General features: G+C 69.1%; 20 protein-coding genes and 1 riboswitch. Of the genes, 9 read left to right on the top strand and 11 right to left on the bottom strand.

The genetic code is table 11. The features are described from left to right. Nucleotides 1–14: 14 nt before the first annotated feature. From ABH933_RS34150 to ABH933_RS34160, 3 genes are all read left to right on the top strand, one after another. A complete protein-coding gene (locus ABH933_RS34150; protein ID WP_429423834.1) occupies nucleotides 15–806 on the top strand; it encodes a glutaminyl-peptide cyclotransferase in 792 nt (263 codons plus the stop codon). A gap of 77 nt (nucleotides 807–883) precedes the next feature. Further along, nucleotides 884–2,689 (top strand): MFS transporter, encoded by a 1,806-nt coding sequence (locus ABH933_RS34155; protein WP_429423835.1) that lies wholly within the window; start codon nucleotides 884–886, stop codon nucleotides 2,687–2,689. Beyond that, complete coding sequence (locus ABH933_RS34160) at nucleotides 2,686–3,216, top strand: DUF2771 domain-containing protein (protein WP_429423836.1); 531 nt, start codon at nucleotides 2,686–2,688, stop codon at nucleotides 3,214–3,216. Before ABH933_RS34155 ends, ABH933_RS34160 begins: the two co-directional genes overlap by 4 nt. A gap of 51 nt (nucleotides 3,217–3,267) precedes the next feature. On the opposite strand, the gene ABH933_RS34165 is transcribed toward ABH933_RS34160, so the two are convergent. Further along, nucleotides 3,268–3,639, bottom strand: coding sequence for a nuclear transport factor 2 family protein (locus tag ABH933_RS34165; protein WP_215916169.1), 372 nt, complete (start codon nucleotides 3,637–3,639; stop codon nucleotides 3,268–3,270). Nucleotides 3,640–3,832: 193 nt separating this feature from the next. Next, a complete protein-coding gene (locus ABH933_RS34170; RefSeq protein WP_215916652.1) occupies nucleotides 3,833–4,252 on the bottom strand; it encodes a cold-shock protein in 420 nt (139 codons plus the stop codon). 181 nt (nucleotides 4,253–4,433) lie between these two features. On the opposite strand from ABH933_RS34170, the gene ABH933_RS34175 reads away from it, so the two are divergent. Together ABH933_RS34175 and ABH933_RS34180 are read left to right on the top strand one after the other, a co-directional pair. Continuing rightward, complete coding sequence (locus tag ABH933_RS34175; RefSeq protein WP_215916168.1) at nucleotides 4,434–4,667, top strand: hypothetical protein; 234 nt, start codon at nucleotides 4,434–4,436, stop codon at nucleotides 4,665–4,667. 278 nt (nucleotides 4,668–4,945) lie between these two features. Then, nucleotides 4,946–5,133: riboswitch (cyclic di-AMP (ydaO/yuaA leader) on the top strand. A gap of 8 nt (nucleotides 5,134–5,141) precedes the next feature. Continuing rightward, on the top strand, nucleotides 5,142–5,837 hold the full coding sequence (locus ABH933_RS34180; protein ID WP_429423837.1) for a transglycosylase family protein: 696 nt from the start codon (nucleotides 5,142–5,144) through the stop codon (nucleotides 5,835–5,837). A 67-nt stretch (nucleotides 5,838–5,904) separates the two neighbouring features. Here ABH933_RS34180 and ABH933_RS34185 read toward each other — a convergent pair whose 3' ends face one another. Further along, nucleotides 5,905–6,093, bottom strand: coding sequence for a hypothetical protein (locus tag ABH933_RS34185; RefSeq protein ID WP_215916166.1), 189 nt, complete (start codon nucleotides 6,091–6,093; stop codon nucleotides 5,905–5,907). Between the two features lie 203 nt (nucleotides 6,094–6,296). Between ABH933_RS34185 and ABH933_RS34190 the strand changes: the two genes are divergently transcribed. Then, on the top strand, nucleotides 6,297–8,696 hold the full coding sequence (locus ABH933_RS34190; RefSeq protein ID WP_429423838.1) for a helicase-associated domain-containing protein: 2,400 nt from the start codon (nucleotides 6,297–6,299) through the stop codon (nucleotides 8,694–8,696). Between the two features lie 534 nt (nucleotides 8,697–9,230). Beyond that, nucleotides 9,231–10,040 (top strand): hypothetical protein, encoded by an 810-nt coding sequence (locus ABH933_RS34195; RefSeq protein WP_429423839.1) that lies wholly within the window; start codon nucleotides 9,231–9,233, stop codon nucleotides 10,038–10,040. A 93-nt stretch (nucleotides 10,041–10,133) separates the two neighbouring features. Here ABH933_RS34195 and ABH933_RS34200 read toward each other — a convergent pair whose 3' ends face one another. The 8 genes from ABH933_RS34200 to ABH933_RS34235 form a co-directional block, all read right to left on the bottom strand. Beyond that, nucleotides 10,134–11,615: a M1 family metallopeptidase gene (locus ABH933_RS34200; RefSeq protein ID WP_429423840.1), complete on the bottom strand. Its 1,482-nt coding sequence runs from the start codon at nucleotides 11,613–11,615 to the stop codon at nucleotides 10,134–10,136. A 107-nt stretch (nucleotides 11,616–11,722) separates the two neighbouring features. After that, the gene (locus ABH933_RS34205) at nucleotides 11,723–12,367 is read right to left on the bottom strand and encodes a LysE family translocator (RefSeq protein WP_429423841.1); all 645 of its coding nucleotides are present in this window, start codon (nucleotides 12,365–12,367) and stop codon (nucleotides 11,723–11,725) included. A gap of 89 nt (nucleotides 12,368–12,456) precedes the next feature. Beyond that, the gene (locus ABH933_RS34210) at nucleotides 12,457–13,122 is read right to left on the bottom strand and encodes a DUF3239 domain-containing protein (protein ID WP_429423842.1); all 666 of its coding nucleotides are present in this window, start codon (nucleotides 13,120–13,122) and stop codon (nucleotides 12,457–12,459) included. A gap of 177 nt (nucleotides 13,123–13,299) precedes the next feature. After that, nucleotides 13,300–14,958, bottom strand: a complete 1,659-nt coding sequence (locus ABH933_RS34215; protein ID WP_429423843.1) for a DNA repair helicase XPB — start codon at nucleotides 14,956–14,958, stop codon at nucleotides 13,300–13,302. 209 nt (nucleotides 14,959–15,167) lie between these two features. Beyond that, entirely contained in the window at nucleotides 15,168–16,145 is a 978-nt protein-coding gene (locus tag ABH933_RS34220) for a substrate-binding domain-containing protein (protein ID WP_429423844.1), read from the bottom strand. A 62-nt stretch (nucleotides 16,146–16,207) separates the two neighbouring features. After that, nucleotides 16,208–17,440, bottom strand: coding sequence for an ABC transporter permease (locus tag ABH933_RS34225; RefSeq protein ID WP_429423845.1), 1,233 nt, complete (start codon nucleotides 17,438–17,440; stop codon nucleotides 16,208–16,210). 108 nt (nucleotides 17,441–17,548) lie between these two features. Then, the gene (locus ABH933_RS34230; protein WP_429423846.1) at nucleotides 17,549–19,186 is read right to left on the bottom strand and encodes a sugar ABC transporter ATP-binding protein; all 1,638 of its coding nucleotides are present in this window, start codon (nucleotides 19,184–19,186) and stop codon (nucleotides 17,549–17,551) included. A gap of 38 nt (nucleotides 19,187–19,224) precedes the next feature. Continuing rightward, on the bottom strand, nucleotides 19,225–20,640 hold the full coding sequence (locus ABH933_RS34235) for an L-fucose/L-arabinose isomerase family protein (RefSeq protein ID WP_429423847.1): 1,416 nt from the start codon (nucleotides 20,638–20,640) through the stop codon (nucleotides 19,225–19,227). Nucleotides 20,641–20,825: 185 nt separating this feature from the next. Here ABH933_RS34235 and ABH933_RS34240 point away from each other — a divergent pair, with 185 nt between their 5' ends. After that, nucleotides 20,826–21,833 carry a LacI family DNA-binding transcriptional regulator gene (locus ABH933_RS34240; RefSeq protein WP_429423848.1) on the top strand — a complete coding sequence of 336 codons (1,008 nt, stop codon included), beginning with the start codon at nucleotides 20,826–20,828 and terminating at the stop codon, nucleotides 21,831–21,833. Between the two features lie 115 nt (nucleotides 21,834–21,948). Continuing rightward, nucleotides 21,949–23,130 (top strand): pyridoxal phosphate-dependent aminotransferase, encoded by a 1,182-nt coding sequence (locus ABH933_RS34245; protein WP_429424051.1) that lies wholly within the window; start codon nucleotides 21,949–21,951, stop codon nucleotides 23,128–23,130. Nucleotides 23,131–23,664 lie beyond the last annotated feature (534 nt).

Consider the following 23,664-nt stretch of genomic DNA (forward strand, 5'->3'; position numbering starts at 1 on the left):
CTACATTTTGCCCCATGAAGCGCAACCCCCGTGCGTTGGCCGCGATAGGGCTGATCCTGCTGGCAACGATGCTGCCCGCGACCACCGGCTGCGACAGCTCCGAGGACTCCGACAACACGCCGCGACTGCGGGTTCAGGTCCTGTCGACTCGGCCGCACGACACCACAGCCTTCACCGAGGGGCTGGAAATCGACGGGAACGTCCTGTACGAGGCCACCGGCCTCGACGGCCACTCCGGCGTGCGCGCCACCGATCCGACCACCGGCGCCGAGCTGGCCCGCATCGACCTGCCCTCCCGGTACTTCGGCGAGGGCATCACCCTGGCCGGCAACACCCTGTGGGAGCTCACCTGGAAGAGCGGCGTGGCCTTCGCCCGCGACCCGAACACCCTCGCCGAACGCGGGACCGCGCGCTACGAGGGTGAGGGCTGGGGCCTGTGCACGCGCCGGGGGAAGCTCGTCATGAGCAACGGCACCGACGCCCTGACCTTCCGCGATCCGGTCAGCTTCGCCCCCACCGGATCGGTGCGCCTGACCAGCCACCACAGCGCCAGGCTGAACGAGCTCGAATGCGCACCCGACGGCTCGGTCTACGCCAACGTGTGGCCGACCGATCACATCCTGCACATCGACCCGGACTCCGGGCGCGTCCTGGGCGACATCGACGGCTCCGGGCTGCTCACCCCCACCCAGCAGGCGAACGCGGACGTCCTCAACGGCATCACCGACCTGCCCGGCACCGATCACTTCCTGATCACCGGCAAATACTGGCCGGTCATGTTCGAGGTGCGATTCGTCCCGCGGTGATCCCCTGATCACGCTGGCAGCAGAATCACACCCGGCCCTGGCCCCGCGTTCGCCCGTGGTGCGCGAGAATCGATGGTGTGCCTGCCTCCCGTGACCCCTCCGGCGCCGATCCAGGCCGCTGGGACGGCGAGGAATCCCCGCTCACCCCGCGGCACCCGGGCTATGACCGGTATCCCCCGCCGCCGCATACTCCGGCGCGCGATCTCCCCGGCTCCGACCGCGACGAATTCGGCCACGAGCGCGAGCGGCTCCCCCCGCTCCCCCGGCGGGGCGCCGAACCCGACGTCCCCGAATTCGTGACCCGGCGGCTGGCCGCGGGCCGGAACCGTGGCAACCAGCCCCCGCCCACCCGGCCGCTGCGCGAAACTCCCCAGCCGCCACCCGATCCGGCCGACGACACCACCGACTCCGGTGCCCACCAGCGGGTTCCACGCAAGCTGACGGTCGCCCGGGTGGTGGCGATGCGCAGCGTCGAGCTCACCGAACGGGGTTTCCGGACGTTCCAGCGGGCGGCCAAGGCCGACGGCGCCGACGAATCCGGGCTCACCGCACTGGTTTACGCGACGATGGCCAATTTCGCCCTCGACGCGGCCATCGCCGTGGCGCTGGCCAACACCCTGTTCTTCTCCGCGGCGACCGCGGAATCCAAGGGCAAGGTCGCGCTGTACCTGCTGATCACGATCGCCCCCTTCGCCGTGATCGCCCCGCTCATCGGCCCGCTGCTGGATCGGCTGCAGCGCGGCCGCCGCCTCGCGCTGGCGGGTTCGTTCGCCGCCCGCGTGGTGATCGCGATCCTGCTGATCTTCAACTTCCACGGCTGGGCGCTGTATCCGCTGGCGCTGCTGATGATGATCCTGAGCAAGTCGTTCGCGGTGCTCAAAAGCGCGGTCACGCCGCGCGTGCTGCCGCCTGGGATAGATCTGGTGCGCACCAATTCCCGGCTCACGGTCTTCGGCCTGGTCGGCGGCACGCTCGGCGCGGGCGGCGTCGCGGGCGCGATCGCCGCGGCCGCCGGATCACCCGGTGCGCTGGTCTTCGCGGCCGTGATCGCCTGCGCCGGAACCTATCTGAGCCTGCGTATCCCGTCGTGGGTCGAGCTCACCGAGGGCGAGGTACCCGCCACCCTCGGATATCACGGCGAGCACGGCCATACCGAGGTGCTGCGCGACGGCGAGGACACCACGGTCGTTCCGAGCAAGCGCCGCCAGCCCCTCGGCAGGTCGGTGGTGACCGGACTCTGGGGCAACAGCGCGATCCGGGTGCTGACCGGGTTCCTGACGTTCTATGTCGCATTCGTGGCGAAGTCGACCGAGCACCGGCCGGTGCAGCAGGCCGCGATGCTGGGCATGGTCGGCGCGGCGGCGGCCATCGGCAACTTCCTCGGCAATGCGACCGGCGCGCGCATGAAACTCGGCAGGCCCTCGCTGATCGTGCTGGAGTGCACGGCGGCGTGCACGGCCGTGGCCGTCTTCGCCGCGCTGCTGGACGGGCTGCTGGGCGCGGCCGTGGCCACCCTGGTCGCCGCGTGCGCCAGCGCGCTGGCGAAGGTGTCGCTGGACGCCTCGATCCAGGACGATCTGCCGCCGGAGTCCATCGCGTCGGGCTTCGGGCGTTCGGAAACGGTGCTGCAGCTGTCCTGGGTGATCGGCGGCGCGGGCGGGGTACTGCTGCCGACGGCGTGGTGGATCGGCTTCACCGTGGTGGCCGGGGTGCTGGCGGTCGGATTGGTGCAAACCTTCGTGAGCTACCGTGGTCATTCGCTGCTGCCCGGACTGGGCGGCAACCGACCCCAGCACGCCGGACAGGAGATCCCGACGGATCTCGCGTCCGACAGCGGCATCCCGCCCGGCACCGCTCCCCGACCAGCGACAGGACACCCGTGACCAAGCCCAACACCCGCACGATCGTCGCGCTGGCCGTGGCGGCGGTGCTCGTGGTGATCGTCGCAGTTGCCGCCGTCGTCACCGTGGCCGTGCGGAATGCGAAGACGCCGGATCCGGCGCTCACCGCCTATGCGCACGGCAAGACGGTGACCGTCGCCCCGTACCGCTACTGCACCGTGGCCGGGGTCGCCCAGAGCGGGCAGCTGAGCCTGCAGTGCCGCCAGAACGACGTCACCGTGCCGCTGGATGTGCCGGGTGGGTACCCGCTGCAGCTGTCGCTGCCGCCCAAGATCGCCAACGCGCCGTGGATCATGTTGGCCGAGTACCTCCTTCCCGATCGCCGCACCGTGGTCCGTGCGACCAGGACCTACCGGGACTACCCGGCCGGCACCCTCGCGGTGACCGTCCCGTCGCGTCCCGACCTGCGCCTGATCGGCGTCGAAATGCAGCTGGTCGTCCCGGCGCGGGACGAGACCGGCCGCGAGTTCTTCGAGCCGTATCAGGCCTGGTCGATCAAGACCGCTTGAGCCGCACCGGGATCCGGTCCCGGCTCGCCGATGCGGCTGCGCCACACCGGTTTACAGGGCACCCGCGGGGACCTTGTCCAGGAACCCCAGCACCTGCGTGATCCGGCCGTCCTCGCCGATCTGCGCGACATCGAATCCGATGACCAGCGGCTCGGCGCCCTCGGGGCCGAGATGCCAAGTGAATCGGGCGATGTCGTGGTGGGCGTCGACCGGCCCGCCGGAGCTGAACACCAGTCCGGCGAACTGTCCCTGCACCGCGGCGATGGTGGCCTCGAGGCCGTCGTGTCCGCGCACGGCCACCAGCGGATCGGTGTAGGAGGCGCCCTCGGCGAAGACCTCGGCGACCAGGGCGGCGCGGGCCGCGGGATCGGTCTCGTTCCAGGCGGCCAGGTAGCGCTCGACCAGCTCGTTGATGTCGCTCATGATGTTCTCCTTCGTGGTAGTTCGTTCGTGCTGACCACAAAGTTATTCAGCGGGCGACGGTGCCGAATCTGTCGTCGTTAGGTAATGACGACCGGTCGTGACGCCGGCGCCGATCCGGCCCGTGACACGCGACAGCCCCCGGCGCACGAACGGCGTCGGGGGCTGCGGCACAACACAAGTCAGGCGAGCACGCTCAGTGGTCCAGCTCGCGGGCCACGCCGCGCACGACCTCGGCGATCCGCTGGGCCATCTTGCGGTCCGGGTACTTACCTTTGCGCAGGTCCGGCTGCACCTTCGCCTCTAGCAGGGTGATCATGTCCTCGATCATCCCGTGCAGATCGTCGGGCTCCTTGCGGGGATGCTGCGCCGGAAGCTCCTTGTGCCCCTGCCGCTCTCCGCGCACCGACGGTGGCGGCTCGAGCAGCTTGAGGCTCAGGGCCTGCGGACCGCGGCGGCCGGCCGCCATTCCGAATTCGACCCGTTGCCCGGGCTTCAATCCCTCGACACCCTTGGGCAACGCAGACGACCGAACATAGACGTCCTCCCCCTCATCCTGGGAAAGGAATCCAAAGCCCTTCTCGACGTCGTACCACTTCACCTTGCCGGTCGGCACTGCGCTCACCCGTTCATCTTCGATGCCCGGACGGCCCGGGCACAGCCATGGGCAACCGGATGTGGTCCGGCGCCTTTCTGTTTGCGAAAAGAACGCGCCCCACACAGGCATGCAGGACGCGATTGCTATGGAGTCTACCCCGGTGGCGATTGCCCAAGCACATCAGTTTTACGGTGCAGCAATGCCGGATTCCTCCTCAGACCGCTCGCCGCGCCGCGCCTCGGATCGGCTGCTGCCCTTCGCTCTGGGCCTTTTCGCGATCGGCCTGCTGGCGATCGTCGCCATCTTCGTGACCCCTCTCGTCTCGGACGCGAAACCGGGGCTATGGCTGTATCTCGTCGCGATGGGCGCAACACCCCTGGGGTTGTTGCTCGCGATCGTCTTCGCGCTGTGGTCCGGCCGCCGGGCGCGGTGAGCGACCTCCTTGTTTGCCCTGTTGAGTTTCCTATTACACATGTGATCTTCGTCACATCACAGAAGGGTCACAGGGTGGTCACGGACCGTGCTCGGACGGAATACAGTGCATCCACCAGCACAGACGCCATACCGGAAGGCGTTGCGCCGGACCGCGACCCGGTCGTACACGCCGGTTACCAAATGGTGATTTTTCGCGGCGATCGTCGTACGGTCTAACGCAGTCGGGATCACTTCCGACACCACCCGGCCCGCCGCACCGAACCTCGCCCCGCGGGTACCGGACCCCAACGGAATCAGGGGCGAGGGCGGGGAACCCACGTTCCCACCACGCAGGGAAGCGGGATCGGGCGGCAACGACCGATCCCTTGGGGTGAAGCCCCGGCGCACCACCCGGTGCACCAGGGCCGGACGGCCTCTCAGTCCGAACCCGACAGCTCACCTCGCAGGCGCGTACGAGAGGGAGACACCAGATATGAGTGGACGCCATCGCAAGCCGACCAGTACCGGTCGCACCGTCGCCAAGGTCGCTGTCACCAGCGCGATCATGGGCGGTGCCGGTGTGGCCCTCGCCGGTCATGCAGCCGCGGCTCCAGACTCCGACTGGGACAGGCTCGCTCAGTGTGAGTCCGGTGGCAACTGGGGCACCAACACCGGCAACGGATTCCACGGCGGGCTGCAGTTCTCGCAGGGCACGTGGCGGTCCTACGGCGGCGGTGAGTATGCCGCTGCCCCCGAGCACGCCAGCCGCGAGCAGCAGATCTCGGTGGCCGAGAAGGTTCTCGCCGCGCAGGGCTGGGGCGCATGGCCCTCCTGCTCTTCGCATCTGGGCCTGCACAGCGGCTCGACCCCGCGTGTGGAGCCCGCGACGTACACCCCCTCCACCACCAACGACACCGCCCCCGCGCAGACGGCCAGCCAGCACTGGACCCAGCCGCAGGCCGAGGCGGCCCCCCAGGTTCAGGCCCCGGTTCAGCACCCCGCGCCGGCCAGCCCCAACCAGCAGGTCTTCCAAACCGTCGACAAGGGCATCACCCTGGCGCAGCAGCACGGCATCCAGATGCCGCAGCCCGCGCTCGACGCGTACAACGCAGCCAAGGCCAGCGGCGTGAAGCTCGATCCCAACGTGATCAACTTCTTCGAGGCCAACAAGAACGTTCTGCCCAACTGAATTCCTTCGGGCATAGAAGAAAGGCCCCACATCCTCTCGGATGTGGGGCCTTTTTTCTATATGTCGGTCAGCGGTTGATCACCGTGTGCGGGTGCACATACGGAACCTCGTCCGCCGGCAACGGGAATTCGGTGTCCTCGCCGAACGGCGAGAGCCCACCGGAACGGGCTGACGACAGCTCTGTGACCGCGTGGTCGCCATTGGCGAGCGACGGCCAGCCGTTGTCGACGTAGGGTTTCTTCGATTTGTTCACCACGGCATCATTCTGGCACGCCCGTGAATATCAGGCACGCCCCTGTCCCCGCAGCGCCGGCCGGCCCACCGCTGCTCCCGATGTGGCGCCGACCGGCCCACCGCTGCTCCCGATGTGGCGCCGGCCGGCCCACCGCTGTACCCGATGTGGCGCCGGGCGACCGATCCCCACAGCGGCCCCGGACACATCGCCGTAGGCTGGATGGGATGACCACGACCGACCAAGCGCCCCGGGCCGGGGGCGATCGCCCCGCGGGAAAACGCACCGCTACCCGCGGCTCGGCCGATGGCAAGGACCTGGCCGACTGGCTGGACGGCCGCGGCGACGACGACCTGGTGACCCTCCTGGAGCTGCGTCCCGATCTCGCTGTCCCCCTGCCCGCCTCGATGACGGTCCTGGCGGCGCGCGCCGAACAGCGCGCCTCGGTACTGCGGGCCTGCGAGGAACTGGACACGCTCGAATTCGCGATCATCGAGACCCTGAGCGTCCAGGGCGCCGGATTTCCCGGCCGCACCGCGGCCCCGCTGCCCCGCAAGCGCCTGCACGCCCTGCTCTCCGACCGGGTGCCCGCCAAGACCGTCGACGCGGCCCTGGCCCGGCTCACGGCGCGCGCGCTGGTCTGGGGCGAGAAGGAGATGTCGCTGGCCGCGGCCGCCAAGGATGCGCTGCCGTGGCCGCTGGGCAGCACCACCGAACTCCCGGACGCGCTGACCGAGCCGGAAATCGTGGTGGCGCTGACCAAGATCGGCCCGGCCGAACGGGCCCTGTTGGACAAGCTCGCCACCACCGGCCCGCGCGGACGCACCCGCGACGCCGCCCAGGGCACCCCGCCGGAGCGGCCCATCCAGCGGCTGCTGGCCCACCGCCTGCTGAACTGGGTGGACGAGGAGACCGTCGAACTGCCGTCCGCGGTCGGGCAGGTGCTGCGCCGCGAACCGGTGACCGATCCGCACGCGCTCGTGCCGCCCCGGCCGGAGCCGATCAAATACACCGCAGCCGATGTCAATGCCGCGGCCGCGGGCGAGGTGGGCGAGCTGCTGCGGCACTGCGGCGACATTCTCGAGGTGCTCGGGCAGGCGCCCGCCCCCGCGCTGCGCTCGGGCGGGCTGGGTGTGCGGGAGCTGCGTCGCGTCGCCAAGCAGACCGGCATCGACGAGACCCGGGTGGGCCTGCTCGCCGAGGTGCTCGCGGCGGCGCGGCTGCTGGACAAGGGAATTCCGGAGCCCCCGCCCGAGGACGACTCCCTCGAGGACTGCTGGGCCCCGACGACGGCCGCGGACGGCTGGCGGGACAATCCGCCCGCACGGCGCTGGGCGGTACTCGCGCACGCCTGGCTGGAGCTGGACCGCTTCCCGTGGATGATCGGCCTGCGCGACGCCAACGACAAACCGCTCGCCGCGCTCTCGCTCGAACTGCGCAACATGCACGCGGTCCGGGACCGGTCAGCCATGCTCGCGCTGCTGGCCGAATCGCCCGCCGGCTGCGCGGTGACCCCGGGCGATCTGGCGCGCGTCCTGAGCTGGCGGCAGCCGCGCTGGCGCAGGCACTTTCGCACCGAGGCGATCGAGCGCACCCTCGCCGAGGCGGCCGTGCTGGGCCTGGTGGGCCGCGGCGCGATGACCTCCGCCGGGCGGGCGCTGCTGCACGGCGCGCACGAGGGATCCACACCCGACGCGGGCCTGCGCAATGCCGAGGCCGAGATGGAATCCGCGCTGCCCGAGCCGGTCGACCACGTACTGGTACAGGCCGATCTGACGGTGATCGCGCCGGGCCCGCTGGCGCCGGATCTACAGGGGCGGATCGCGCTGGTCGCCGATATCGAATCCGCGGGCGCGGCAACGGTGTACCGGATCGGCGAGGCCTCGGTGCGGCGCGCGCTGGACGCCGGAATGACGGCGGCAGAACTGCATCAGCTGTTCACCGCGCACTCGCGGACGCCGGTACCGCAGTCGCTGACCTATCTGATCGATGATGTGGCCCGCCGGCACGGACGGCTGCGGGCCGGGGTGGCGCAATCGTTCGTCCGCAGTGAGGATCCCGCGCTGCTGGCCGAGGTGCTGGCCGCGCCGGTGGCGGAGCGGCTGGCGCTGCGCGCGGTCGCGCCGACCGTGGCGATCTCCCAGGCCCCGCTGGGCGAGGTGCTCGATCAGCTGCGCGCGGCGGGATTCAGTCCGGCGGGCGAGGATTCGTCGGGCGCGATCGTCGACCTGCGCCCGCACGGCGCGCGCATTCCGGCCCGCCCGAACGGCCGCAATGCCTGGAAACCCAATCCGCCCAGTACCGAACAGCTCCGGCTGCTGGTCTCCGAGCTGCGGGCCGGGGAGAAGGCCGCGCGGGCTCGCTCGGGGCAGGCGGTGCGCGCCGACGGCAGCCGGACCAGCACCGCGGCCACGATGGCGCTGCTGCAGCTGGCCGCGCGGGTGCGCAGGCCGGTCCACATCGGCTATGTCGACGCGCAGGGCGTCGCCACCCAGCGCATCGTCGAACCGCTGCAGGTCTCGGGCGGACAGCTGGACGCGCTGGATCCGGTGACGGGCGCGGTACGGCATTTCACGCTGCACCGGATCGCATCGGTCGCGCTGGTGGACGAACAGCCGGGGGACTGATCCCCGAGGCCCAACCGACTGCGGTTACGCGGGCGGCGCGAATCGTCGTGCGGCGGACCGGTATCGGCAGGCCGGACCACGAATCAGGGGCGGGTCGAGCGGTGTGGCCAAAGGTCTTGTCCGGGTACGCATGCGCTCGATCGGTGACCGACCGCGGAACGATGAGTCCTGCCCGAACTCCGGGTTCCGCCGGCCGGTTGCGCCGACCGATGCGGTGATGAGGTCCGGTCCGATCCGCCGTATACGGCGTCACCGGACCGAAAGGTCAGTAGTCGTAAGGGTTTTGATGGGTGAAGCCCTCGATACCCAGCATCAGGTAACCGAGGGAACGGCCCAGCGAGTCGGTCAACAGCATGAGCCCCAAGATATTCATTTGTCCGTACCTTCCCTCGACCACTTACAAACAAGATTGTAAGCAGAATTGTTAACGGTCGTACCCTGCAGCGCTCTCGGCAAACTGTTCGGTCGCGACATTCGCCAACTGCAAGCGCGTAAGCACATCGCCGTAGGCCACGCCACCGTTACGCTTCAACCATGACGCTCGAGGACGTCACCGCCGAGCTCTACGGGCTCGATCCCGGGGAGTTCATCGAGGCGCGGGACGCTCGCGCACGCGCGGCCCGGGACGCCGGAGATCGGGCGCTGGCCACGGAGATCGGCGGACTGCGCCGGCCCGCGGTCGCGGCCTGGGCGATCAATCTGCTGGTCCGCGACGCTCCCGCCGAGGTAGGCGCGCTCCTGGATCTCGGTGCGGCCCTAAACGATGCGCAGCGGCGGCTGTCCGGAGATCAGCTGCGCAGCCTCACCACGCAGCGCCGCCGCGCGGTGAATGCGCTGGCGGACAAGGCCGGTCGGGTCGCCGCCGAGCACGGCCGCCCGCCGAGCACCACGGTGCTGCGCGAAATCGGCGAGACCCTGAACGCGGCGCTCGCGGATCCCGCTGTGGCCGAACGCGTCCGGACCGGAACGCTGATCACCACGGCCAAATATGAGGGCTTCGGCCCGTCCGGCCCGGCCCTGACCACGGTGCCCGAACCCCCCACTCCCCCACCCGATCCCGGCACCGCCGCCCGCAAGGAGCTGGAGGAAGCCGTCGCCGTCCTCGAATCGGCCACCCGGGCAACCGATTCCGCCCGCGCCGAACTCGACCTGCGCGCCGCGGAGCTGGCCCGCCTGGACGACCGGCTCGCGACCCTGCGCCGCGAGCTCGACGACACCGAACAGCAGCGCCGATTCGCCGCATCGGCCGAACGGGCCGCCCGCGAGGCCCTGCGCAAGGCCGAACTCCACCTCACCCACGCCCAGCACCGGGTCGAGAGAGCGCGCCCGGCCGAGCAGACCTAGGGCGCGGGATCATCCCTGAATTCCGTCGGTCGGCACCCCCGTGTGATCTCGATGAGATCCCGTCTGACGGATACCGAAACGACGCGCGCGGTTCTACGCGTGCAGCGAGCCGGGGTACAGGTACCCCCCGGGTGGGGGGACGGTGGTGTCCAGCCAGGCGGCGAAGAAGCCGGACAGGTCGGTGGGGGTCTTCGACTGGACGAACCGGCGGAACTCCGGCATCGAGGCGCGGCCGTAGGCATGCGACTGGACGAATTCGGCCGTGGCGGAAAAGAAGGCGTCATCGCCGATGGTGCGGCGCAGGGCGTGCAGGAACAGCGGGCCGCGATAGTAGACGGCGGTGAATTCCTTTCCAGCGCCCGGATTTTGCAGCGGAATCGCCCAGAACTTCGGCGTGTTCCGATATTTGGTGACCGTCCGGCGGTACTGGTTGTCGACGTTCTTGCCCTCCTTGCGTTCGGGCCAGAGATAGTCGGCGGTGTAGCTGGCGAAGCATTCGTTGAGGCAGATGTCCGACCAGTTCCGCACCGACATCGAATCACCCCACCACTGGTGGGTGTTCTCGTGCACGACGGTGTTCAGATCCGTCCACGGGGCATAGATCGGGCGGGTCTGGGTCTCCAGCGAGAAGTTCAGCTTCGTGTCGACGTAGATGCCGCCGCCGCTCTCGAAAGGGTAGGGGCCGTATAGGGATTCGAGAAAGTCCAGGACCTCCGGCAGCCGCCGTTCGAGCGGTTTGCGCGGCCCGGCCTTCGGGGCGAACGCGCTGATCAGCGGGGTTCCGTTGGCGCGGCGCTGATTCAGGAAATCGAAATGGTCGATGGCCACGGTGGTCAGGTAACCCAGCATCGGCTGCCGGGTCGCCCACTCCACCGTCCGGGTGTCGCCGTTCTCCTCCTCGCGCAGGCGCAGCCCGTTCGAGATCACCTGCCATTCCCGCGGAACCGTCGCCTTCAGGCTGAAGGTCGCCTTGTCCAGCGGCGTGTCGTTGAGCGGGTACCAGGTCGCGGCCGAATGCGGTTCGCCCGCGGCGAATGCGCCGCCGCTGGGCGAGATCGTCCAGCCGTGATCCGGATGGTCGCCCTCGACACCGGAATACCGGACGGTGACCGTGAACGGCAGCCCGGGCAGGATCGGCAGCGCCGGGGTGACCGTCAGCTTGTGCGCGCCATGGCGCGCGAAGCCGGCGGGCAGATCGTTGACCGAGACCTGCTGCACCCCGGGGCCGTTGTAGTCCAGATCGAACATGCGCAGCGGCTGCGAGGATTCCGCGTCCAGCCGCGCCGTGCCGGTGAGGTGGCGGCTCGGCGGGTCGTAGTCGATGGCGATGTCGTAGTGGCCGACGTGATAGCCGCCGTTGCCATCGTCGGGATAGTAGAGATCGCCGAGCCCCGGCGCGCCGACCAGCGGATCGACGCGCGGCTGCGGCTCCCCGGCGCCGATCCGCTGCGAGGCCCCGGGCGTAATCCGCTGTGCCACCGCGGATGTGAACGCTTCCGCGTGCGCGGGCGCGAACGGCCCGGCGGCCAGCAATATTCCAGCCACCAGTGTGCACATCGCATTGTGCAATGCCATGCGGACGATCCACCCCTTCCGGTACAGCATGCCGGCCAAGGGGTCGATGCTAACCCGCGCGAATGCCCACGCCGGGGTGCCGCACCAGGGCGATCGCCGATCTCCCGCTAACTGCTGGTACCCGACACCACCACGCTCGTGCCCAGACCGATGATCATCACCCCGCCCGCACCGCCGACCGCCTCCAGCCGCCTCGGCGACCGGGCGAACCAGTCGCGCGCGGTACCGGCCAGCAACCCCCAGGCACTGTCGCACACCAGGGCCACGGCCAGGAAGAGCATGCCCAGTTCCAGCATCTGCAGCGGCACCGAACCGCTGGCGCGATCGACGAACTGCGGCAGCACCGCGGAGAAGAAGATGATGGCCTTGGGGTTCGTCACCCCGACCACGACCCCCTGACGGAACAGCCGCCGGTACGACACCGGCTGCGCCGGAACCTTCGTCTCCAGCGCCGCGCGCAGCGACTTCCGCTCCCGGATCGCCTGTGCGCCAATGTAGATCAGATACAGCCCGCCGCCGATCTTGATGATGGTCAGCGCCACCGCCGAGGCCGCCACCAGCGTGCCCAGGCCCGCGGCGACCAACACCACCATCGCGAACACGCCCAGCGAATGCGCCAGCACCGAGACCAGCGCGGCCCGTTTGCCGTGCGTCAACGCCCGGCCGATGGTGAACAGCACGCCTGGGCCGGGAATCACGATGATGATCGTCGCGGCGGCCAGAAAGGCGAGCAGGTTGGCAGAGGGGATCATCGTCTCAGTTTATGAAGGCGCGCAAGCCCTTTACCCCTGCATTCACCCACCCCGTCGGCTCCGCAAGCTCCGCCGCCATGCCATCCCCCTTAGCCGCGCAGCTCCTCCGGCAACTGGTGTGGATCCAGCAGCAGCCGCCGCGAATCGGCGCGCTGCACCTTGTCGGCCAGGTCGAGATTCTCGGCCAGCAGCCGCCATTCCGCCTCGGCGATCACCTCCCGGGCCCGCTCGAGCACGGCCGGATCGCGGGTGCCCCAGGCGATCGGCATGGCGCTCACGGCCTGGCGCAGGCTGCCCATCGACAGCGGGGCGCGATCGGCGCGGATGGTCACCGCGGGTACCTGCTCCCCCGGCCAGGACCGATATCCGGGCAGGGACCGGACATTCCGGGTGATCAGCCCGTAGCGCGGCTCGCCGCCGGTCTTGGAGACGTCGACCAGCACCAGCAGGACCGTGCGCCGCGGCCCCCGTTCGGCCACCACGGCCGGCACGAGTTCGCCCTCGGCATAGAGCTTTTCGATGCGCGCGCGATGCGGCGTCCACAACGCCACGAACAGCGCGGTGACCGTGCCCAACCCGAAGGCGACGGCCAGCAGGAAGGAGTACGGGTGATTGAGCCAGATCAGCGCCGCGGTGCCGAGCCCGAGCACGATCGCCGCGGTGAACGCACTGAATCGCAGCCGCCTGGTGTCCGCGACCACCTCGTTCACCGCGCGCGCGTGTTCGCGGTCGACCGCGAATTCGAAGCGTCGCACGTATCATTCCTAACACGTTAACGGAGATCTTGCCTCCGGTTATTTGCTGTGTTGTTCGCCTCCGCCTGACGACCCACCGCCGCGTGAGTCGATACTGCCCGCTCTTACCCCATTCACCCCGGAAGCGCGGTACCGCGAGCGGGTCTGTGGACCATCCGCGACCCGCTCCGGCCACAGCTATCCGATCGCCGGGCCCAGCAGATCGTCGGCATCGGTGATGCGGTACGCGTAGCCCTGTTCCGCCAGAAAACGCTGCCTGTGCGCGGCATATTCCGCATCCAACGTGTCCCGGGCTACGACGGAATAGAAGTGCGCCTGGCCCCCATCGTGTTTGGGGCGCAGCAGCCGGCCCAGGCGCTGCGCCTCCTCCTGGCGCGAACCGAACGTACCCGAAACCTGCACGGCCACCGAGGCCTCGGGCAGGTCGATGGAGAAGTTGGCGACCTTGCTCACCACCAGCACCGGAATCTCGCCGTTGCGGAACGCGTCGAACAGCGCCTCGCGATCCTTGGTGCGGGTGGAGCCCTGGATCACCGGGGCGTTCAGGTGCTCGCCCAGCTCGTCCAGCTGGTCCAGGTACGCGCCGATAACCAGGCTGGGTGAATCCTTGTGCCGGGCCAGGATCGACTCCACGACCGGGAGCTTGGTGCGCGCGGTGGAGCAGAGCTTGTAGCGCTCCTCCGGCTCGGCGGTGGCGTACGTCATCCGCTCGGCGTCGGTGAGCGTGACGCGCACCTCGATGCAGTCGGCGGGCGCGATCCACCCCTGGGCCTCGATGTCCTTCCAGGGCGCGTCGTAGCGCTTGGGCCCGATCAGCGAGAACACATCGCCCTCGCGGCCGTCCTCGCGGACCAGGGTCGCGGTCAGCCCGAGGCGGCGGCGGGACTGCAGATCCGCGGTCATCCGGAAGACCGGCGCCGGCAGCAGATGCACCTCGTCGTAGATGACCAGGCCCCAGTCGCGGCTGTCGAACAGCTCCAGGTGCCGGTACTCGCCCTTGGTCTTGCGGGTGATGACCTGATAGGTGGCGATGGTGACCGGGCGGATCTCCTTGCGCTCGCCGGAGTATTCGCCGATCTCGTCCTCGGTGAGCGAGGTGCGCGCGAGCAGCTCGCGCCGCCACTGCCGGCCCGCGACGGTATTGGTGACAAGAATCAGCGTCGTGGCACCGGCCTTGGCCATCGCGGCCGCGCCGACCATGGTCTTACCCGCGCCGCAGGGCAGCACCACCACGCCCGAGCCGCCCGCCCAGAACGACTCCGCGGCCAGCTCCTGATAGTCGCGCAGATGCCATTCGTGGGTGCCGAAGTCCAGCTCGATCGGATGTGCCTCGCCGTCGACGTACCCGGCCAGATCCTCCGCGGGCCAGCCGATCTTGAGCAGCATCTGCTTGATGCGGCCGCGCTCGGACGGGTGCACCACCACCGTGTCCTCGTCGATGCGCGCGCCCAGCATCGGCTGGATCTTCTTGTGCCGCAGCACCTCCTCCAGCACCGCGCGGTCGAGGCTGACCAGCATCAGGCCGTGCGCGGGATGCTTGGTCAGCTGCAGGCGGCCGTAGCGGGCCATGGTGTCGACGATGTCGACCAGCAGCGGCTGGGGCACCGCGTAGCGCGAGTAGGTGACCAGGGCATCGACGACCTGTTCGGCGTCGTGCCCGGCCGCGCGCGCGTTCCACAGCGCCAGCGGGGTGACGCGATAGGTGTGCACGTGCTCGGGCGCGCGCTCGAGCTCGGCGAACGGCGCGATCGCCTGTCGCGCGGCATTCGCCTGCTCGTGATCGACCTCCAATAAGAGCGTCTTGTCGCTTTGAACGATGAGCGGTCCGTCTGTCACGGCACCTCCTGCGGATTGCGGCCGGTGTCCATTCTTATCGATGGGACCGACAGGCTCCCCGGGGGCGCACCGCGGACGGGGACCTTATCCCGGGCGCGACCGTGCGGACCGCCGTCGTCGACGGCCCGCACGGCGTGTCGCACCTCACAGGTGCGTCCGGGACTCCCGGGTGCGCCGACCCCACACGGCGCACCCGGGCGCGGGCGCGCTCAGCCGACCTTGCCGGACATGTCGTACTGCTGGTACAGCTGCGCGGCGTTGTCCTTGGTGACCTGGGTCGTACCGAGGACCTGCTTCTTGTCCACCGGCTGGTTGTGCATCAGCTTCTCCACGGCGTCCACGGCCTGCTGCGCGCAGGTCGGGTAGACGAACGTGGTCAGCATCTGCCCCTGCTGCACGGCGCGGATGCCGCCGGTCGGGATGGCCAGCCCATCGATGCCGATGATCGGGATCGACGCCTTGCCCGCGCCCGCCAGGGCCAGTTGTGCCCCCAGTGCCATGTCGTCGTTCTGCGAATAGACCAGATCGATCTTGTCACCCTTGGCAACCCACTGCTGCATGATCGTGTTGGCATTTGCCTTGAGCCACTTGGCTTCCTGATTGTCGATGATCGTGATGTTGTGCCCGGCAATCGCATCCCGGAAGCCCTTGTCGCGATCGATCTGCGGCTGATCGGACAGGATGCCCTGCAGCTCGACGACGTTGCCGCCGTTGGGCAGCGCCTGCACCGCGGCCTGCCCGGCCAGCTTGCCGATGCCGTAGTTGTCGCCGCCGATGAACGCACTGTAGCAGTCGGTGTTGACGCTGCGGTCCAGGATGATCACCGGAATCTTTGCCGCGCAGGCCTGTTGAACCGCCGCGGTCAGCGGCGCCGGCTCATTGGGCGAGACGATCAGCGCGTTCACCTTCTGCTGGATGAAGTTCTGCACCTGGCTCACCTGGGTGGCGCTGTCCTGGTGGGCGTCGGTGATGGGCAGCAGCTTCAGGTCCGGATGCTGTTTGGCGTAGTACTGGAGCTGCAGATTGAGTTGCGCGCGATAGGGTTCGGCGTTGTTGGACTGGGAGTATCCGACGACGAAATGTCCCGAACTCGACGAGCTCGGCGCGTTCGAGGCGCACCCCGAACCGAACGCCGCCACCGCGGCCAGAGCCACCGACGCAACGAAATATCTACGTACAGAACGCATTTCTCACTCCTGGATGTTCTGCGGGACGCCGGCCGGGCAGTCTCGGCCGGGGCTGGGCGGCATCAGCTGCCGCTGGGGTGTGGGCGGCGCAGCAGCCGGACCAGCGGGTCGGCGATGCTGCGGAAGAAGCCGGGCCGCTGCAGCACGACGGCGACCACGACGATCAGGCCCTTGATGATCAGCTGCAGATTCGCGCTGACCGAGTTGAGACCCAGCACGTTGTCCAGCAGCGTGAGGATCAGCGCACCGACGAAGGTGCCGGTAATGGTGCCCTTCCCGCCCGCCAGGCTCGCACCGCCGATCACGGCGGCGGCGATGGCGTCCAGCTCGTAGCCAGTGCCTGCCAGAGGGTCCGCCGACGCGCTGTAGGCGGCATCGATGGGCCCGGCGAATCCGGCCAGCAGGCCGGACAGGGTGAACACCGCGACGACGACCAGCGTCACGTTGACGCCGGACAGCCTTGCCGCGGTGGGGTTTCCGCCGACCGCATAGATGTGGCGGCCGAATCGGGTCTTGGTCAGCACCAGCTGGAACACGATGCAGACCACGACAAAGGCCAGCACTGGATAGCCGATGCCGGAGGTGCCGAACAGCGGCAGCCAGGTGCCCTGGAACAGCGTGCGGCCCGGCGTGCCCAGCAGCGAGAACTGCTGCGCGGCCGGGGTGGGATGCCCGTTCTGGTCCAGCAGCGCGGTGCCGACGGCGACATTGCCGGACACCTGGCGGTCGATCCCGCGCACCACCGACAGCATCGCCAGCGTCATCACGAAGGATTGAATGCGCAGCACGGTGGTGCCCAGCCCGTTGCACAGCCCGAAGAACGCCCCGACCAGCGCCGAGGCCGGGACGATCAGCCAGGGGCTCAGGCCCTGGTGGACCAGCAGCATGGCGGCGGTCATCGAGCCGATGCCCAGCACCGACCCCACCGACAGGTCGATGCCCGCGGTCAGGATCACCAGCGTGACGCCGACGGCCAGGATGCCGCGGGAGGCGAAGGCGGCGATCGCGTTGGTGAGATTGGTCTGATTCCAGAAGTACTGGCCCTTGGTGATGATGCCGACGGCTATCACCAGCACCAGGCCGATGTATCCCTGGGCGGCACCGAGGAACGGCAGAAATCTGCTCAGGCTCAGCCGGATTCGGTCCATCCGCCCGGGTTGTTCCTCCTCGGGAGCGGGGGCCGGACGCATGTCGGGCTCCGCGGCATCCTGACCGCCGCCACTCGTCGAATCGCTACGCGGCACCGTCATGATCGCCCCCAGGGTGTATTGATGCCGCAGCGGCATTCCAGTCATTCCGGGATGCGAGATCCCGGCCACAAGCACGCCGGGATGGCGTGCGGACCGGCGAGCGGCGCTGCGAAATCGAGTCGACTATCGCGCGAACGGCATTGTGCGGGTGGATCATTGCATGCCCCTCGGACGAACGGGCGCGTCGGGCGCGGCTGTGGCGGGCACGACGACCGCGGGTGTGCGCGCCATGGCCGCCGAGAGGATCGCCTCCTGATCGAAGGGGTTGCCGCGCGCGGGATCCCGGTTGAACTCCCCGGTGATCCGGCCCTCGCAGAGCGCCAGGATCCGATCGCACATGCCGATCAGCTCCGGCAGCTCCGAGGACACCGCCAGGATCGCCGCGCCGCCGCGGGCCAGGTGATCCAGCAGGGCATGCACCTCGGCCTTGGCGCCGACGTCGATGCCGCGGGTGGGCTCGTCCACCAGCAGCACCGACGGGCGGGTGAGCAGGCACTTGGCCAGCACCACCTTCTGCTGATTGCCGCCGGACAGGGTGCCCACGACGGTCGTCTGCGAGGCGGTCTTGACCCGCAGATCGCTCAGCTCGGCACCGACCTCCGCGCGTTCGCGCCGGGCATCGATGGTGCGCCAGGGCCGCAGATAGCGGCCCAGCGCGGCCAGGGATGCGTTGAACCGCACGGTATTTCCCAGCACCAGGCTCTGCGCCTTGCGATCCTCGGCAACCAGCGCGAGCCCGCGGGCGATCGCCCGGCTCGGGCTGTGCGGCCGGTAGGGCATGCCGTCGAGCTCGACATCGCCGCCGACACCGGCGCCCGCGCCGTAGAGGGCGTGGCACACCTCGCTGCGCCCGGCGCCCATCAGCCCGGCCAGGCCCACGATCTCACCGGCGCTCACCTCGAACGAAACACCGTGCAGCGGAACGGAATCGCTTCCCACCGGCGGTTCGGTCCGCAGGTCGCGCACCCGCAGGCGCACCCGATCACCCGCATGCTGTTCGGCACGGCGCGGGAACAGCTCGCCCAGCGGGCGGCCGACCATCAGGCCGATCAGCTCGCCGCGGCTGGTGGATCGCATGGAGCGGCGCCCGACGTACGCGCCGTCGCGCAGCACCGCCACGGAGTCGGCGATCTGCTCCAATTCCTCGATGCGGTGCGATATGTAGATCACCCCGACTCCGTGCTCGGTCAGCGTCCGGATGACGGCGAACAGCCGTTGCGTCTCGGCCTCGGCCAGCGCGGAGGTGGGCTCGTCCATCACCAGCACCCGCAGCTCGTGATTGAGCGCCTTGGCGACCTCGATGAGCTGCTGTTCGGCGAGCCGGCAGTTGCGCACCAGGCGGCGCGGTGGCAGTCGCAGCCCGACCCGGGCGAGCAGTTCGGTGGTGCGCTCGCGCATCGCCGCCCGGTCCAGCGTGCCGCGCGGGGTGCGCCGCTCCTGCCCCAGGAAGATGTTGTCGGTAATGGACAGCTCGGGCACCAGGTTCAGCTCCTGGTGGATCATCGCGATGCCGTGCCGGGTCGCATCCTTGGGCGAACGCAGATGCACCGGGGCGCCGTCGATCTCGATGACGCCCGCGTCCGGGGTGTGGACGCCGGCCAGGATGTTCATCAGCGTCGACTTGCCCGCGCCGTTCTCGCCGAGCAGCGCCAGCACCTCGCCGCTGCGCAGCGTGAGTTCCACGCCGCGCAGCGCCTTGACGCCCGGAAACTCCTTGACGATGCCGCTCATGGTGAGCAGAATCGCGGCGCGCTCGGTGCCGATACCGGCATCGGCCTCGGGGTCGGTCATAGGTTCTCGCAATGTTCCTGCCGTGCGGGGCTTCCCGGCTAGGCCGCGTCGCCGAAGCCGTCGTAGTCGATGCCCAGCAGGTCGCACACCGCCCGCAGTTCGGCCACATATTCCCCGGGGATCGCGTGAATATGGTTGGCGCCGAATCGGTTCAGGAAATCACCGGCCTCGACGTGCAGCCGGGCGAAGGCGTGCGGCCACTCGAAGGTGGACATCCGTGCCATCTCCTCATTCGTTGCCGCGTCGTAGCTTTCGAATTCACCGCGCATCACCTGCATCCGATACCGGCCGTCCAGGCGCGTGAGCCGGGCCAGCGTGAACGACCCGGGCGCGGCGATGTGATGCACCGCGGCGCCACCGGCCGGGAAGAAGAACACCTCCGGGTAGAAGTGGGTCTTGGCCAGGTTCTCCAGCGGATCGTCCGAGCGCGCGGCGAACCAGGTGGCGTGCTGGCCCGAATTGCACAGATCCCAGACGTCCTTGTCGGCGTGATAGTGCCGCACGTCGGCGAACAGCACCGGGGTGCCGGACAGGCCCTTGAGCAGCTGCATGGTCAGCGCCGCATCCATATCCGATTCGGTCGAGGTGACGTGGGTGGGCTTGGGGCCCTCCCAGTCGTAGGGGTCGTTCAGGAACGCCTCGGCGATGTCCATCGTGGCGAAGTGATTGGTCAGCTCGGGCTGACCCTTGATGCCGGAGAAGTCCAGATTCCATTCGTCGATGAGCTCGCGCATCGCGTAGTACGAACGGATCTGGCGCTCGAGCAGCTCGGGCGTCAGGCTGGCGCCGTTGTAATGCACTCCGGCGGAACTCTTTTCCAGCCACAGCCGGGCCTGAGTGACGCGGCCCGCATCCACCGTCTCGCTGCGGCGCACGATCTCCCACTGGTCGATCTCCTCGACATCGATGCCGAAGGTGCGCATCCACTGATCGGTGTTGGCTACGGCGGTGTACATGCCCATCGGGCGGCCGCCGATCCGGCCGAAGGTGGATCCGCGCAGGGATTCGGTGGCCGCGGCCGCGCGGACCCGCACCAGGATGCGCTCGCGGGTGGCGGGATCGGCGATATCGCCCCAGGCCCGGGTGTGACGGCGGCCGATCTGATCGAGCGCGCCGCCCCCGGCGAGCATGCCGACCATGCCGGGCTGCACCGGATCCAGGCCGCCGAGCAACAGCAGCGGGCCCGGGGTCGCCGCGGCGGCGAGCATGGTGAAGTGCGGGAACGCCCATACCGCGTAGTGGAAGATCGTCAGATCGACGCGCTGGTCGGCCAGCCACCGCGCCTGGCTGGTGGCCAGCTCGTTGGTCCAGACGATCTCGGCCGTGAGCACCTCGTGCCCGACCTCGCGCAGCGCCCCGGCCAGCGCGGCGGCGCCCGCGGCGATGAAATCGCTGACGTCGTTGTGGACGAACGCGCGCCCGTCGGACATGGACAGCAACCCGATGCGAGCCATCTCGCCTCTCCTTGCCTCATGCGGTGAACCCGACGGTCCACCCCTAGTGTGACCTGGATCTCAGAAAACGATTTCACGCAACCATAGGATTCCATGGGTGGCCGGTCAAGAGGGTGTTTCGGGCGCGGACTGTTAACCTCGACGGGAGTATGGGAAATCGTTTCCCGACCCGAAGGCGGTGAGGCATGGCGGTCACGATCCGCGATGTAGCGGCGCTCGCGGGTGTCTCCCCCGCCACCGTGTCGCGGGCGCTCAACGGCGACGAGCGCGTCGCCGCCGAGCTGCGCGAGCGCGTTGCGGTCGCCGTCGCGAAGCTGGGGTACCGCCCGAACAGCCAGGCCCGATCGCTGCGCACCCGCGCCACCAAGGTGCTCGGCCTGATCATCTCCGACATCCAGAACCCGTTCTTCACCGCGCTGGCCCGCGGGGTCGAGGACGCCGCGAGCGAACGCGACTACTCGGTGGTGCTCGCCAACACCGATGAGAGCCTGGACAAGGAGCTGCGCTACCTGGAGGTCGCCGCCGCCGAGCGCATGGCCGGGGTGATCCTGTCGCCGTCCTCCACCGGCGCGAGCCGCATCGACACGCTCACCGATCGGGGCATCCCGGTCGTCACCATCGACCGGCGGCTGCAGTGGGCCGAGGTCGACAGCGTGACGGTGAACAATCGCGCGGCCGCCGAACAGGCCGTGGAACATCTGATCGCCGCGGGCGCCCGGCGGATCGCGATGATCACCGGCCCCGCCGACGCGTCCACCGCGACGAGCCGGCGCTCGGGATACCGTGCGGCCCTGCACGATGCCGGGCTCGAGCGCGATCCGGCGCTCGAAATCCGCGGCGACTACCGCATCGAGGGCGGGCGCGCGGCCGCCGCCGCGCTGCTGGCCCTGCCGCAGCCCCCGGACGGGCTGTTCGTCGGCAACAACCTGATGATGGTCGGCGCGCTGGACGCGCTCGCCCGGGCCGGCGTGCGGTTTCCCGAGGATCTGCTGCTGGCCGGATTCGACGAGATGAGCTGGTCCGCGTTCGCGCCACCGATCACCCTTGTAGAGCAGCCGAGTTACGACATCGGCAGGCACGCAACGGAATTGCTGCTGCGGCGGGTGAACGGGGAGGAGTTTCCCTCGCAACATATTGTGCTGCCCGCGCAGTTGCGGATCCGGGAGAGTTCGCGCCGGGCTGCCGTCGCCTGATGCTTCGGCGCTCCCGCCCTGCCGCGCCGTGCTCGAACGCCTCTGCCCGAGACGGATCAGCGTGAGCAAAACTGTCGGCAATCGGGCGCGCGAGGCCGCAAGCTACCGTGTGACCATGCAGCAGATCCCGACCGTCGCCCGCCTGCGCCCGTTCGCGTCGACCATCTTCGCCGAGATGACAGAGCTGGCCGTGCGGCACGGCGCGGTCAATCTCGGGCAGGGATTCCCGGACACCGACGGACCCGCGTCGATGCTGGAGGTGGCCGAGCGCGCCATCGCCGACGGCTTCAACCAGTACCCGCCCGGGCGCGGCGTGCCCGCGCTGCGCGAGGCCATCGCCCGCGACCGCGCCACCCGGTACGGCACCCGGTACGACCCGGACAGCCAGGTCCTGGTGACCGTCGGGGCCACCGAGGCCATTGCCGCCGCGATCCTGGGCCTGGTCGAACCGGGCGACGAGGTGGTGCTGATCGAGCCGTACTACGACTCGTACGCGGCGGCGGTCGCCCTGGCCGGGGCGACCCGGCGGACCGCCCGGCTCGTGCCCGACGGGGACGGCTTCGCCCTCGACCTGGACAGCCTGCGCGCCGCAATCACTCCCAAAACCCGTCTGCTGCTGCTGAATTCGCCGCACAACCCGACCGGGACCGTGCTGAGCCGCGCGGATCTGCAGGCCATCGCGGACCTGGTCATCGAGCGCGATCTGCTGGTGGTGACCGACGAGGTGTACGAACACCTCACCTTCGACGGGCACGAGCACATCAGCATCTCCACGCTGCCCGGCATGTACGAGCGGACCGTCGTGATATCCAGTGCCGCAAAGACTTTCAGCGTCACCGGCTGGAAGATCGGCTGGGCGTGCGCGCCCGAGCCGCTGCTGGACGGCGTGCTGGCGGCCAAGCAGTTCCTGACCTTCGTCGGCGGCGGCCCGTTCCAGCCCGCCGTCGCGCACGCCCTCGAGCACGAGCTGGCCTGGGTTTCCTCACTGCGGGATACGTTGTCGGACAAGCGCATCCGGCTGTCCCAGGCGCTCGAGGACGCGGGCTTCGGCGTCAAGCGCAGCGACGGAACCTATTTCGTCTGCGCCGACATCACCCCCCTCACCGCCTCCGACGCATACACCTTCTGCCGGGAACTACCCGCGCGCCTGGGCGTGGCCGCCGTCCCGCTGACGGTCTTCGCCGACGACAAGGACTCCTGGAGTCACCTGGTGCGCTTCACCTTCTGCAAGAAGGAGGAGACCATCACCGAAGGTATCCGCCGCCTGCACGCCGCCCACGCGACGCCCAGCCACTGAATTCCCTACCTCGAAGACCGACAGCCGCGCGGCTCGGTCAGATGCCGCCAGGCGGAATCGGGCCGCCAGGGCACCATCCACCGGTGGAACTGTGCGAACCGGTCGCAATACAGTCCTGAAAGAATTTCAGGGTCGGACCCAATTGATCCTGGTCGTCTTCGGAAAAGTGCGGACGCGGAGCCCCGGGTTTGCAGTTGCCGTGATCATCACAACCCGGATGCGGGCCGATGATCGTAATCGGAGTTGCCGCCCAGGCTGACTGACCACCCATAGCGACGCCGGCCGCGAGGGCGAAACCCATGATTCCGAGACGAACAATCCTGCGCATACTTGCCTTTCACGAGACGTCGAGCGACGAGAATGACAAATCACGTTAGGACATTCCCAACAATGGGAACCTTCCCGGCTCTGACGCCGACCCAACCGTGGAAAGCGCACGAGGGTGCCCCCGACCGCTGGACGGAAGCCGGGGGCACCCTCATCCCGGATTTTATCCGCACATCAGATCACGGTGTGCGCTAATCCGTCTCGCGG

This window comes from Nocardia sp. GP40 (genome assembly GCF_050434125.1).
GTDB classification, from domain to species: Bacteria; Actinomycetota; Actinomycetes; order Mycobacteriales; family Mycobacteriaceae; genus Nocardia; species Nocardia albiluteola.

Excerpts from the sequence above, each read along its gene's own strand:
- ABH933_RS34180 (WP_429423837.1), top strand. The coding sequence starts at position 5,142 with ATGAGTGGACGCCATCGCAAGCCGACCAGTACCGGTCGCACCGTCGCC.
- ABH933_RS34235 (WP_429423847.1), bottom strand. The coding sequence starts at position 20,640 with ATGGCTCGCATCGGGTTGCTGTCCATGTCCGACGGGCGCGCGTTCGTC.
- ABH933_RS34245 (WP_429424051.1), top strand. The coding sequence starts at position 21,949 with ATGCAGCAGATCCCGACCGTCGCCCGCCTGCGCCCGTTCGCGTCGACC.
- ABH933_RS34190 (WP_429423838.1), top strand. The coding sequence starts at position 6,297 with ATGACCACGACCGACCAAGCGCCCCGGGCCGGGGGCGATCGCCCCGCG.
- ABH933_RS34225 (WP_429423845.1), bottom strand. The coding sequence starts at position 17,440 with ATGACTGGAATGCCGCTGCGGCATCAATACACCCTGGGGGCGATCATG.
- ABH933_RS34150 (WP_429423834.1), top strand. The coding sequence starts at position 15 with ATGAAGCGCAACCCCCGTGCGTTGGCCGCGATAGGGCTGATCCTGCTG.
- ABH933_RS34175 (WP_215916168.1), top strand. The coding sequence starts at position 4,434 with ATGCCGGATTCCTCCTCAGACCGCTCGCCGCGCCGCGCCTCGGATCGG.
- ABH933_RS34165 (WP_215916169.1), bottom strand. The coding sequence starts at position 3,639 with ATGAGCGACATCAACGAGCTGGTCGAGCGCTACCTGGCCGCCTGGAAC.
- ABH933_RS34240 (WP_429423848.1), top strand. The coding sequence starts at position 20,826 with ATGGCGGTCACGATCCGCGATGTAGCGGCGCTCGCGGGTGTCTCCCCC.
- ABH933_RS34230 (WP_429423846.1), bottom strand. The coding sequence starts at position 19,186 with ATGACCGACCCCGAGGCCGATGCCGGTATCGGCACCGAGCGCGCCGCG.
- ABH933_RS34220 (WP_429423844.1), bottom strand. The coding sequence starts at position 16,145 with ATGCGTTCTGTACGTAGATATTTCGTTGCGTCGGTGGCTCTGGCCGCG.
- ABH933_RS34200 (WP_429423840.1), bottom strand. The coding sequence starts at position 11,615 with ATGGCATTGCACAATGCGATGTGCACACTGGTGGCTGGAATATTGCTG.
- ABH933_RS34195 (WP_429423839.1), top strand. The coding sequence starts at position 9,231 with ATGACGCTCGAGGACGTCACCGCCGAGCTCTACGGGCTCGATCCCGGG.
- ABH933_RS34205 (WP_429423841.1), bottom strand. The coding sequence starts at position 12,367 with ATGATCCCCTCTGCCAACCTGCTCGCCTTTCTGGCCGCCGCGACGATC.